We start from the raw sequence: 11,885 nt of genomic DNA on the forward strand, positions 1-11,885 counted from the left end.
ACTGGCTAGCCAGATCAGCGGAACGGCGTGCGAGGACCCGTCGTATACGCTCCGCCCGCCAGCTCGAACGGCATCGGATCATCCTGCCCGCGCCAAGCGGGGACGTCGAACTGGCGCATCCAGTAGCCCATCGCACGGGCTACCATCATGCTGATGAAGACGGACAGAGCGAGCGACACGACGCCCACGAGCGCTAACCCTACGACCACAACCGCGGTCCCCGCCGTCGCGCTCAGAGCGGCGGCCTCGAACGGAGACGCAAGAAAACCGACCGCAGCAAGCGCAGCCGTGAAAAAGACGATGAGCATGAACACAAGAGAGAGCAGGCCGACAACCGCCCCCGTTGCAAGAAACAGCACGATCGCCATGCCCAAAATGCGGATCAATCCCCCGAAATCATGGCGAATCATCGCCCATAGCCGTCCGATCTGGAACCCTGCGGAAAGCCGACCGTACACGCTCATGCGCATCGTGCCAACCCATTGGAAGATCGTGACCAGCACGGTCAATGCAACTGAGACTACCGAGAGCAGCAAGCCGATAAGTCCTGATGCTAGCCCGAACGGAAGCCAGACAGAGCCCTCGTGAAGCGTCCAACCGAATCCGAACAGCCCCGCACCGGTCACAATGCCGCCGATCGCGCTCACAACGCCCGGCACGAGCGCGCAAACGAACGCGATCACGAGCGCGAAGAACCCGCGGCTATACAGCTTGCCGTCCTCGTTGCCGAAGATGCGAGCGGGAAGCGGTGCGCGCACGCCCCAGGCGATATCGCGCGCCCAGCCGTATACATACCCGTATACTACGATCCATCCAAAGACGGGGATCAAGCCCACAAGCGACAACAGGACCAGCTTGCCAAGCCAACCAGGTGAACTCTTGATATCATGCCAAGCGGCATTGAAATACCCTCTCTGCATGGCGGCTCTCCAATCCCATTCGGCCGCGTCAGCGCGCAGCCCTTCTGTTCGCGCGTTCAACTATACGTACACATCGCTCACCGCGCATAAACCGTTGCCATTCCGTCAGCGATCCGTTCGTCGTGCCGCGCGCACGAAACCGTATGCGCATCCAAAGAATCCCCCGAAGCAATGCAAGAAAAAAGCGAGGGGTCTCGAGATTCCCGAAATCGTCCTGCCATGCAGCGCCCATAAGGGCGAGCATGACCGGAACGAGATCGGGCGCCTCGAGACCCCTCCAACCTCGACAGGTTCTACGGCCGTCAGGCCGTCAAACCTGAGCTACTTCAAGGTGACGGCAGCGCCTGCTTCTTCGAGCTTGGCCTTGATCTCCTCGGCCTTGTCCTTGGCAACGCCCTCCTGGATAGCCTTCGGCGCACCCTCGACAGCCTCCTTGGCCTCCTTCAGGCCCAGGCCCGTGATCTCACGAACAACCTTGATGACGGCGATCTTGTTGTCGCCAAAGCCCTCGAGCACGACATCGAAGTCGGTCTTCTCCTCGGCGGCGGCGCCACCCTCGGCAGGAGCGGCGGCGGCCACGGCCACGGGGGCGGCAGCGGAGACGCCGAAGGTCTCCTCGATGTCCTTGACCAGCTCAGAAGCCTCAAGCAGAGACATTTCCTTCAGGGCCTCGATGATCTCTTCACGAGTAACAGCCATGTTCGTTTCCTTTCGCATGGGCCGAATCGCATCCGGCCTCGTATCTTGTATCGTTAGGCGACGTTTTTCACGCCACCATCGCTGCGGCTATGCAGCTTCTTTCTGGTTGGCCACAGCCTTCGCAACCTGGGCCAAGCCGCTCGGCACGCCGTTGATCGACACGGCCAGGCCGCGGGCAACACCGGAGATGGCGCCGGCAATCTGAGCGATGAGCTCCTCGCGGGAAGGAAGCGAAGCGATAGCTTCCACCTCGGCGGCCGTTACAGCCGCGCCTTCCATCAAACCGCCTTTGATCTCCAAATTCTGATTGGTCTTTGCAAAATTCTTGACGGCCTTTGCAGCCGCAGCCACGTCCTCGCCTGCAAACACGAACGCGCTCGGACCTGCCAGCATGTCGTCCAGCGTAGGCAGTTCGGACTCGGCAAGGGCGATGTGCACGAGCGAGTTCTTGTACACCTTCATGCTGGCGCCAGCCTCGCGAATCTCCCTGCGCAGCGCCTGAATATCCTTCACGCTCAGACCGCAGTAATCCACGACCCAAACAGCGGAAGCGCCGTTCAGATCCTCCTTGATCTTGACCAGGGTCTCTTGGTTCTTCACATTGGGCATATTGTACACCTCCTTCTTCTCAAGCTCGTGTTCCGCCCCGGCGGGTGGAATCGCCACCTTGAGAACAGGAAACGACCCCTGCCGTCTGAAGACAGCGGGGGTCGTCAAAGCGCATATGCTTCTCATGACCACCTCGGCGGGCCGCACTGCGTGCGATTAAACCTTTCGGTGCCAGCTGTCTTGGGCAGCGGAACAATCGGTATGTGCATGCCGCTTGTCATAGCAGCTTCTCTATTTTGCCACGGTATCGAATCATGTCAACCGTTTTGCCGATAAAACCCGGAAGCACACCGAGAATCCTTCGGGATCATGCGCAGACTGCGAGGGGCCTCGCCGAAGCGAGGCCCCTCGTTCCTGCGTCCCTGCCTAAAACAGGCTAGGCGGCGTTGCCCTGCGAATCCGCTGTTGCATCGGCTTCATCGGCGACCTTGTCGCCGCTTTCGGCATCCGACGACTTGATAACGTCGACTGTGTTGACCGGATCGCCTTCTATATAGCTGAACGCAATCGGGTCGCCCTCCCGGTAGCCTACGATCTCAAGAAGACCCGGTAGAGCAAAATCGTACACAGCGTCATTGCCTTCCAACTGCACGTAGAAGTGAGTGTTGCCCTCGATAACGGCCGTTGCAATGTGGCTGATCGCACCGCTGGCATCGCGCGAATCGAGCGCCTCTGCATCCTCCGACACCACGCCATTCGTCGCAAGCAGCGCCAGGTAGGACTTCTGGGTTTCCTCCACAGTGTTGCCCACCGCTACGTTCTGATACCGCTGGATGTCGAGCATCGCAAACTGCTTCACAAGGCCGGCATCATCCTTCAGAGCCATGAAGTACGTCGGCTGCCCTGCTACGTTGATAAGCAGCGGGAACGTGGCCTGATATCGCAGGTTCTGTACCTGGCCCTCGGCCGATTGCATGGCCGACTCTTCCGTTGCTCCCGCCACCGGATAGAAATGCGACTCGGCCGTACGCTGGTTCACCAACACGAAGCCCACGATGGAGTTGTCCGCCGTAGCAGATGTCACGCCCGTGTACACCCATACGTCGTCGTCCTTGGCAATGTAGTTGTAGCCCAGGTTGCCATCGGTGCCCGGCGTGGTCTGCACCACGCCAGCCTGTCCGAGCCACGAGTTCAGCCAGCCATCCTTGTACTTACCTGACCAGTTGTACTGCTCAAGCAGCAGCTCGGTAGGATAGGCATGGTCGACCCACTGCGGCACGTCGCCGATGGCCAGGTCCTGCGTCTCGCCTGTCGTGGCATCCACCATGACCACACGCTCGATGGTCGTGCCGCCAAACAGGCCGATAGTGCGCGACTGCACCGGGCAGATCCACCACGGATGGCCCTCGTCGTCGATCTCGAACGACTTCTGGTCGAACATATAGAACGGGTAGCTCAGCTGCACGTGGCGGTCGATGTTGCGCACAAGCGGCTCGGACTCGGAGTAGTGGATGGGATTGTCGTCCAACCGAACGATCTCCGCATCCTGCGTCGTCATGTTCACGAGCGCGTAGGCGGGGATGCCGGCCTCGCGGTTCGTGAACCACTTGAACAGATCAGCATACCCCAGCGGGCTCACGCGCACGGGGGAACTCTGGTAGTTGATCTGGCTGTACAGCGGCGAAATCTCGAACTGACTCACGTACTCGGGGATGGAGCCCATCTCGCGGTTGCCCAGCAGCACGGCCGAGTCGCGGTCGATAACGGGGATCTCCGAGTAGTTGACCTCTTTGATGTCCTGCGCGAAGTTGTCCTCGGTAGTCTTCAGCATGCTCGCATACTTCTCGGCATTGCCGGGAAAAAGCGACAGCGACGCGACAGCGCCCAACAGCACAAACGCCACGACAACCACCGGCACGAACGAAGCCCACTTGAACGCCTTCGCTTTGCCCGCGTTCGGCTCGACTTTATCCGTGCCCGTTTTGTACGCACGGGATTTCGACGCAAAAACGAGGAAAGCCGGCAGCAGGATGAATATCCCGACGAACATCCACGTATCCGTGCTGTGAATGTTGATCGGCGGATGAAACCACCAATAGGCCGCCAAACCGACGAGAACGATGACGATGGCCAAGATAATGAGCGCCTTCTTGCCCCATGCCGCCAAACGATCGCCGAATTCCATCTGCACATCCACATGAGGCGGCTGCGCCCCACCACCACTCGCCGATCCCCCGGCGGAAGCCCCCGGGTCGGCATCAAACCGACCGTCCATGTTCACACCTGATTGCTTGAGCGCATCGATGAGCGCATCAAAGCCGGATGTCTGCTTTGCCACGGCATCCCTTTCGTCTCTCCTTGACATTAAAGTACCTACTATACACCAAAACGCCCGATCGCCTACTGCGACCGATCATCCTCGTTACCTGGTCTTTACAAATTACGTCACCCGTCCCGATGCAGGCCGCCGGAATGGAAGCGAAGAAGGTTTGCAGTGTCCATGCTGAGACAGCAGAACCGCATTACCCGGAGTTTCAGTCGATAAGCTGGCGCAAGACGTACGGCAGAATGCCGCCGTTGCCGTAGTACCGCCCCTCCGTGGGCGTGTCCACACGCACGGTCGCCTTGAACGTCGTCGTCGAGCCGTCGGCCCGCTCGACCTCCACGTCCACCTCGCGCGGCTCGGGAAGCCCGGCCGAGAAGTCGATCAGCGCCACCGTATAGCGCTCGGAGCCGTCCAGGCCCAGGCTCTCGGCGCTCTCGCCCTCCTGGAACTGCAGCGGCAGGATGCCCATGCCGATGAGGTTCGACCGGTGGATGCGCTCGAAGCTCTCGGCGAAGGCCGCGCGGATGCCCAGCAGCGCCGGTCCCTTCGCCGCCCAGTCGCGCGACGACCCGCTGCCGTACATCTTGCCGGCCACCACCACGAGCGGCACGCCTGCAGCTTCGTAATCCTTAGCCACATCGAACAGCGGGCGCACCTCGTCTGCCAGGAAGTCGCGCGTCCAGCCGCCCTTCTTTCCCTCGGCCAGCTTGTTCTGCAGCTTCACGTTCGCGAACGTGCCGCGCATCATCACCTCGTGGTTGCCGCGCCGGGCACCATACGTGTTGAAGTCGATCGGGGCCGAGCCGCGCTCCTCCAGGTAGCGCGCCGCGGGCGAGTCGGGGGCGATGGAGCCCGCGGGCGAGATGTGGTCGGTGGTGATGAAGTCGCCCAGCAGCGCCAGCGCGCGGGCGCCCACGATGGGATCGGGAGCCGAGGGTTCGCACCGCATGCCGTCGAAGTAAGGGGCGCGGCGCACGTAGGTGGACGTATCGTCCCAGGTGAACGTATCGCTCGGCTCGCTTCCCAGCGAAGCCCACGCCGCGTCGCCGTCGTACAGGCCCCGCGTGCCCTCCTCGTACAGATCGCGGTCGACGTGGCTCTCCACGAGCGCGGCGATCTCCTCGTCACTCGGCCAGATGTCGGCGAGGCGCACCGGGGTGCCGTCCGGGCGCGTGCCCAGCACGTCGTGCTCGAGGTCGACGTCCATCGTGCCCGCCAGCGCGTAGGCGATGACCGTGGCCGGGGCGGCCAGGTAGTTCTGCGACACGTCGGGCGAGATGCGCCCCTCGAAGTTGCGGTTGCCCGACAGCACGCTGGCCAGCTCGATGTCCTCGGACGCTTCGTGCAACTCGGCCCTGATGGGACCCGAGTTGCCGATGCAGCTCATGCATCCGAAGCCGCAGGTATAGAAGCCGAGCGCCCGCAGGCCTTCCAGCAGCCCGGCGCGCTCGAGCAGAAGCTCGGTGGCCTTGCTGCCCGGCGCGAGCACGCACTTCACCCATGGACGGGGCTTGAGGCCCGCCTCCGCCGCCTTCTTCGCGACGAGGCCTGCGGCCAGCATCATGGAGGGGTCGGTCGCCGTCGTGCAGCTCGTCACCGCCGCGATGGCCAGCGCGCCGTGGGTCAGCTCGCAGGTCGCGCCGTCAAGGTCGACCGCCACATGCCGCCCCAGGTCGAGCCCGCGCTCGTCGCACACGGCGCGGAAGCGCTCCCGGGCCTCGGCCAGCGGGATGCGGTCGTGCGGGCGCGAAGGCCCGGCGATCGAGCGCTCCACCGCGCCCAAGTCGAACTCGACGACCTCGGCATACGTGCGCGCCGGAGCATCCGGGTCGTTCCAGAAGCCCTGCGCCTTCGCGTAGGCCTCCACGAGCGCCACCTGCTCGTCGGCACGTCCGGTGAGGCGCAGATACGCGAGCGTTTGATCGTCCACGGGGAACAGCGTGCACGTGCTGCCGTATTCGGGCGTCATGTTCGATATGCACGTGCGCTGCGTGGCGCTCAGGTGGGCCAGGCCGGGGCCGAAGCACTCCACGAAGCAGCCAACCACGCCCTTGGCGCGCAGCATCTGGGCGAACGTCAGAGCCACGTCCATGGCGGTGACGCCCTCGCCCAGCTCGCCGGTCAGGCGGACGCCCACCACCTTCGGCACGAGCGTCGTGATGGGCTGGCCGAGCGCGGCCGCCTCGGCCTCGATGCCGCCCACGCCCCAGCCCAACACACCGATGCCGTTGGCCGTAGGCGTATGGCTGTCGGTGCCCACGAGCGTGTCGAAGTACGCCACCGGACGCTCGCCGTCCGCATGCGCCACCCCCGCGTCATCCGACGTCATAACTACGTGCGCGAACTGCTCGATGTTCAGCTGATGGCAGATGCCCGCCCCCGGCGGCACAATGCGCACGTTGTCAAAACTTTGCTGCGACCATTTCAGGAAGTCGTAGCGTTCCTTGTTGCGCGCGAACTCCAGCTCCATGTTCTGCTCGAGCGCGCCCGCGCAGCCAGCCACGTCGGCGATGACCGAATGGTCGATCACGAGGTCGCACGGGATCTGCGGGTTGATCTTCGTCGGGTCTCCACCTAGCTGGGCGCAGGCCTCGCGCATGACGGCGAAGTCCACGAACACGGGCACGCCCGTGAAGTCCTGAAACAGCACGCGCGCCGGAGAGAACTCCACCTCGCTGCCCACCTCGCCCGCATTGCCCGCCGCCACGATGCGCCCGGCCAGCTTCTCGGCCGCCTCCGGGTCCGCGACGTTGCGCAGAACGTTCTCCAGCAGCACCGTCAGCGCATAGGGCAGCGTCTTCGAACCCGGGACGCCCGCCACGGGGTAGTAGGTGTAGGTCGTGCCGCCCACCTCGAGCGTGTCGGCAAAACGGTTGCTCTTCTGCATCATGAGCGTATCTCCTTGGCGTCAGTTTGATCGTTCCACAATCGCGTCACCCAACCGGGCCCATCGCGAATGCATCGCCGCTATCGTTGGACGGCATGGCGCACCCGCGGTCGAAGCCCATGGCGCGACCGCCCTCCAGTCGCGCCCGGATAGCGGGCAGAATTCCCCTGAAAATGATGCCTAGCTTGCCTGGACGTTGTCGAGCACCTGCTGCGCGCGCCGCTTCAAAGCCCCACGCCCATTCGCAGCATCGAACGCCATGCGAGCAGCCAGCTCCTCTTTCACCTTCGGGGCAAGCTTGCCCGCGGCAAAATCTATCACGGCTACGAGCATATCCTGAAATTCAAAGTCGCCATGATAGCATTGAATGCCTTCATCGATGAGCGGCCACAGCTTCTCCGAACGGTTTTCGGTTGTCGCACCGAGCTTGCAGAGAAAGCGCATGGCAGCAAGCCTCACCGGGCCGCTTTCCTCATCGAATAGAGCCGTTTCCGCTCCAGGAACCGCTTTGTCGCACATGCGTGAGTCTCGATCGACAAGCTGCGTCAGAACATCGAGGCACTCCCAACGCGTTTGCGCTTCAGGGCGATTCAATGCGTCTATAAATGCACTGCCATGGTCGACAAGCCGATCGGCATGATCCTTCGCGAGCATCGCAAACGCAGCCGCGGCATTTTGACGATCCCTTCGGGACGAACCCGATAATGATTCTATCAACCGCTCGAACATCGCTTCGTTACCGAGCGCCTCCTCGGCAACCTCTTTTGCTCCCTGTGTCTTTTCGCTCACAGACTGCTCCTCCACGCTCGTACGAAATTATATACGTTTCTATTATACCCTTTCGTTGGAGCATTTTTTCCTTCGACGGGAATCGATACGTCCCCTTCTGCGGGCAGCACCGGGCCGCCGAGCGGTACGGGCGGCGCCGATCCCCCAGGGCTCCCGCCTGAAGCTCTGCCGCCCTGCCGCCCTGCCGCCGAAGATAGCCGTTCGGCGATGCGGATGACAGCGCGCCTCCGTGCCCGAAAACGAGAAAAGGGCCCCTCTCGGGACCCTCCGGCTCGTCGGCCGCGCACGATGCGCGGCACGGAATAGCGAAAAGCGCCCTCCGCGAGCGCGACGCCCTACCCTCCCGCAGCCTGACGCTGCAGTACTCTCGGCGATGGCGGGCTTAACTTCCGGGTTCGGAATGGGACCGGGTGATCCCCGCCTCCATGGTCGCGCTCGCGGGGGGCGCTCCCCCGCGGCTCCTGTATAAGAGCCGCCCGGTGCGGCGCCTCCGCGCCACCCTGGCGGTTGCACAGCGCTCGACACGATCGATCGCGAAGCTCGATACAGCCTCGAAGAATGATGCATACTGGAAGAAGAGCTCGGGCTATTAGTACCGCTCGGCTGAGGCGCTCGCACGCCTTACACCTGCGGCCTATCGACCTCATAGTCTATAAGGGCCCTTACCGAAAAGAGAACTCATCTTGGAGACGGCTTCCCACTTAGATGCTTTCAGCGGTTATCCGTGCCGAACGTAGCTAGGCAGCTGTGCCGTTGGTCGACAACTGCTGCACCAGAGGTCCGTCCACCCCGGTCCTCTCGTACTAGGGGCAGATCTCCTCAATTCTCTTACGCCTGCGGAGGATAGGGACCGAACTGTCTCACGACGTTCTGAACCCAGCTCGCGTACCGCTTTAAATGGCGAACAGCCATACCCTTGGGACTGACTTCAGCCCCAGGATGCGATGAGCCGACATCGAGGTGCCAAACCTTGCCGTCGATGTGGACTCTTGGGCAAGATCAGCCTGTTATCCCCGGAGTACCTTTTATCCGTTGAGCGACGGCCATCCCACATTGGGCCGCCGGATCACTAGAACCTGCTTTCGCACCTGCTCGGCGTGTCTGCCTCGCAGTCAAGCCCGCTTGCACTCTTGCGCTCTCGGGACGGTTGCCGACCGTCCTGAGCGGACCTTTGCGCGCCTCCGTTACATTTTAGGAGGCGACCGCCCCAGTCAAACTACCCGCCTGGCACGGTCCCCGAGCCGGATCGCGGCCTCGGGTTAGGTCGCCGGAACGACGAGGGCAGTATTCCAAGGTCGGCTCCACGGGAACTGGCGTCCCCGCTTCAAAGCCTCCTGCCTATCCTCTACGCGCCGAGCCAACGACCAATGCCAAGCTGCAGTGAAGGTTCACGGGGTCTTTCCGTCCTTCCGCAGGTAATTCGCATCTTCACGAATAATACAATTTCACCGGGTCCATGGTTGAGACAGCGCCCAAATCGTTACGCCATTCGTGCAGGTCGGAACTTACCCGACAAGGAATTTCGCTACCTTAGGACCGTTATAGTTACGGCCGCCGTTTACTGGGGCTTAGTTTCAGAGCTTCGCTTGCGCTAACCCATCCACGTAACCTTCCAGCACCGGGCAGGCGTCAGACCCTATACGTCGTCTTGCGACTTAGCAGAGTCCTGTGTTTTTGATAAACAGTCGCTTGGGCCGTTTCGCTGCGACCCCCGCACGCTCCAGACGCGAAGTCCTTCACCCGCAGGGGCACTCCTTCTCCCGAAGTTACGGAGTCAGTATGCCGAGTTCCTTAACCATGGTTCTCCCGATCGCCTCGGTATGCTCTACCCGCCCACCTGTGTCGGTTTTGGTACGGGCGCCGATGTCCCTTCCTAGAGGTTTTTCTCGGAAGCATGGGCTCGCCGACTTCAGCTAGTGCCTTCGTCTCGCGTCTCAGGATGCATGCCGCGCTGATTTCCATGCGCGACTCCCTACACGCTTTCACGGGGACGTCCAGAACCCCGCCCGGCTACCCTTCTCCGTCGCCCCTTCGGTATGACGGTCCATCGGCGGTACAGGAATGTCCGCCTGTTGTGCATCGGCTACGCCTTTCGGCCTCGCCTTAGCTCCCGACTGACCCTGGGAGGATTAGCCTTGCCCAGGAACCCTTAGGCTTGCGGCGGCGGCGTTTCTCGCGCCGCTCTCGTTACTCATGCCAGCATTCTCACTCCCGCGCGGTCCACGCAAGGTCACCCTTGCGCTTCGCCCCCCGCGGGAAGCTCCCCTACCACTGAAAATTCAGTCCGCCGCTTCGGTGCCGTGCTTAGCCCCGTGTATTGTCGGCGCATGTCCACTCGACCAGTGAGCTATTACGCACTCTTTAAATGCATGGCTGCTTCTAAGCCAACATCCTGGTTGTCTGGGCAGACGCACATCCTTTGCCACTCAGCACGGATTTAGGGACCTTAGCGGGCGGTCTGGGCTGTTTCCCTCTCGAGCACACAGCTTAGCCCACATGCTCTGACTCCCGGACTCTGATCCACCGGCATTCGGAGTTTGGTTCCTGTCGGTAGGCGGTGAAGCCCCCTCGAGGATCCAGTGCTCTACCACCGGCGGAGAACGTCCGAGGCTAGCCCTAAAGCTATTTCGGGGAGAACGAGATATCTCCGGGTTTGATTGGCCTTTCACCCCTATCCACGGGTCATCCCCTCCGTTTTCAACCGAAGTGGGTTCGGCCCTCCACGGGGTCTTACCCCCGCTTCAGCCTGCCCATGGATAGCTCACCCGGCTTCGCGTCTGCGGCATGCGACTCATGTCGCCATCTTAAAGGCTCGCTTTCACTGCGGCTCGTTTCACAACTTAACCTCGCCGCATACCGCAACTCGCTGGCTCATTCTACAAAAGGCACGCCGTCACACTGCATGAGTGCTCCGACTGCTTGTAGGCGCACGGTTTCAGGTGCTATTTCACTCCCCTCTCGGGGTGCTTTTCACCTTTCCCTCACGGTACTGGTTCACTATCGGTCACAGGAGAGTGTTCAGCCTTGGAGGGTGGTCCCCCCTGCTTCGCGCCGGGTTTCACGTGCCCGGCGCTACTCGGGATCAGGCTTCGGAGGGGGCGCGGTTGTGCGTACGGGGCTCTCACCCTGTTCCGCCGGCCTTCCCAGGCCGTTCCGCTACCGCACCCCTTTGTAACTCCGTCCATGGTTTTAAGGCCCATGGTGCAGCCGTCCCACAACCCCGCATGCAGCAACGCCCTTAAAGCTTACACGTGCATGGGTTTGGGCTGGTGCGCTTTCGCTCGCCGCTACTCGCGCAATCTCGGTTGATTTCTCTTCCTCCGGGTACTTAGATGTTTCAGTTCCCCGGGTTGTCGCCGCGCATCCTATTTTATTCAGATGCGGGCGGCAGGGCATGACCCCTGCCGGGTTCCCCCATTCGGAAATCTTCGGATCAAAGGGTGTTTGCCCCTCCCCGAAGCTTATCGCAGCTTGCCGCGTCCTTCGTCGACTTCCTGTGCCAAGGCATCCGCCGTGCGCCCTTGGTATCTTCTTCCGCAATCAATCTTCTTGCTTTGGATGGGTAATCCATATCGATGCTATCGCGATCGTGAAAGATGCGCGCTCGCTTCGGGGCGCGAGCCCCTCGGCGAGCGTCATCGTTTCGTTTCGTGTCATAACGCTATGCAACTGTCAAGGTGCGCGGGGCGGGAGCCCCGAAAGCCGGATGCTGAGA

6 protein-coding genes and 2 rRNA genes are annotated in these 11,885 nt (G+C 61.9%); all 8 read right to left on the reverse strand.

What is annotated here, in order from left to right; genetic code table 11:
* Positions 1–14: 14 nt before the first annotated feature.
* Positions 15–920, reverse strand: a complete 906-nt coding sequence (locus ABGT83_RS07625; protein ID WP_346686811.1) for a DUF4013 domain-containing protein — start codon at positions 918–920, stop codon at positions 15–17.
* A gap of 321 nt (positions 921–1,241) precedes the next feature.
* Complete coding sequence (rplL, locus tag ABGT83_RS07630; RefSeq protein WP_103265921.1) at positions 1,242–1,619, reverse strand: 50S ribosomal protein L7/L12; 378 nt, start codon at positions 1,617–1,619, stop codon at positions 1,242–1,244.
* An 87-nt stretch (positions 1,620–1,706) separates the two neighbouring features.
* On the reverse strand, positions 1,707–2,228 hold the full coding sequence (gene rplJ / locus ABGT83_RS07635; protein WP_103265922.1) for a 50S ribosomal protein L10: 522 nt from the start codon (positions 2,226–2,228) through the stop codon (positions 1,707–1,709).
* 376 nt (positions 2,229–2,604) lie between these two features.
* Complete coding sequence (locus ABGT83_RS07640) at positions 2,605–4,443, reverse strand: Tat pathway signal sequence (protein ID WP_346688027.1); 1,839 nt, start codon at positions 4,441–4,443, stop codon at positions 2,605–2,607.
* Positions 4,444–4,702: 259 nt separating this feature from the next.
* The gene (gene acnA / locus ABGT83_RS07645; protein WP_346686813.1) at positions 4,703–7,384 is read right to left on the reverse strand and encodes an aconitate hydratase AcnA; all 2,682 of its coding nucleotides are present in this window, start codon (positions 7,382–7,384) and stop codon (positions 4,703–4,705) included.
* Between the two features lie 177 nt (positions 7,385–7,561).
* Positions 7,562–8,170: a hypothetical protein gene (locus tag ABGT83_RS07650; RefSeq protein WP_103265925.1), complete on the reverse strand. Its 609-nt coding sequence runs from the start codon at positions 8,168–8,170 to the stop codon at positions 7,562–7,564.
* A gap of 322 nt (positions 8,171–8,492) precedes the next feature.
* Positions 8,493–8,607, reverse strand: a 5S ribosomal RNA gene (gene rrf, locus ABGT83_RS07655).
* Between the two features lie 132 nt (positions 8,608–8,739).
* A 23S ribosomal RNA gene (locus tag ABGT83_RS07660) occupies positions 8,740–11,705 on the reverse strand.
* Positions 11,706–11,885 lie beyond the last annotated feature (180 nt).

The organism is Enteroscipio rubneri (genome assembly GCF_963929405.1).
Lineage (GTDB): Bacteria > Actinomycetota > Coriobacteriia > Coriobacteriales > Eggerthellaceae > Enteroscipio > Enteroscipio rubneri.

Bases quoted from the DNA above. Each gene is read 5' to 3' on its own strand.
- ABGT83_RS07625 (WP_346686811.1), bottom strand. From the start codon at position 920: ATGCAGAGAGGGTATTTCAATGCCGCTTGGCATGATATCAAGAGTTCA.
- rplL (WP_103265921.1), bottom strand. From the start codon at position 1,619: ATGGCTGTTACTCGTGAAGAGATCATCGAGGCCCTGAAGGAAATGTCT.
- rplJ (WP_103265922.1), bottom strand. From the start codon at position 2,228: ATGCCCAATGTGAAGAACCAAGAGACCCTGGTCAAGATCAAGGAGGAT.
- ABGT83_RS07640 (WP_346688027.1), bottom strand. From the start codon at position 4,443: ATGGACGGTCGGTTTGATGCCGACCCGGGGGCTTCCGCCGGGGGATCG.
- acnA (WP_346686813.1), bottom strand. From the start codon at position 7,384: ATGATGCAGAAGAGCAACCGTTTTGCCGACACGCTCGAGGTGGGCGGC.